1 protein-coding gene is annotated in these 414 nt (G+C 54.3%); it reads left to right on the top strand.

All coding sequences use genetic code 11. The annotated features are described in order from the left end of the window. Positions 1–414 (top strand): TonB-dependent receptor domain-containing protein (locus A3730_RS09760; protein ID WP_156501123.1); only part of this gene is annotated, 414 nt, incomplete at both ends.

The raw sequence follows: 414 nt of genomic DNA, 5'->3' as shown, positions 1-414 counted from the left end.
GCCTGGTTGCTCAATGACAACCTGACTGCGTATACCAGCTACTCGCAGTTCTTCCAGCCGATTCTGCAACTGGACCAGAATGGCGACGCGGCCAAGCCGCAAGAGGGCGATCAGATCGAAGTGGGTATGAAGTTCCAGCCGGAAGGTATTGATGGTTACTTCAATGCGGCGGCATTCAAAATTACTCAGGAGAATCTGGCCTCCGGTCAAACCGGTACACCCGCGTTCCAGCAAATCGGAGAAGTGGAAAGTGAAGGCATCGAGCTGGAAGCTGTTGCCAATATCACCCCGAGCTTTAGCCTGCTGGCCAACGCTACCTGGATGGATCCGGAAATCGTTTCCGATAGCACACCGGCTGAAGAAGGTAATCGTCCGGTGAATATCGCGGATACCCTGTATTCGGCCTGGGCCAAG

The organism is Alcanivorax sp. HI0044 (genome assembly GCF_001634945.1).
Note: the sequence above shows the minus strand (reverse complement) of the source record. Positions and strands in the feature narration are given on the sequence as shown.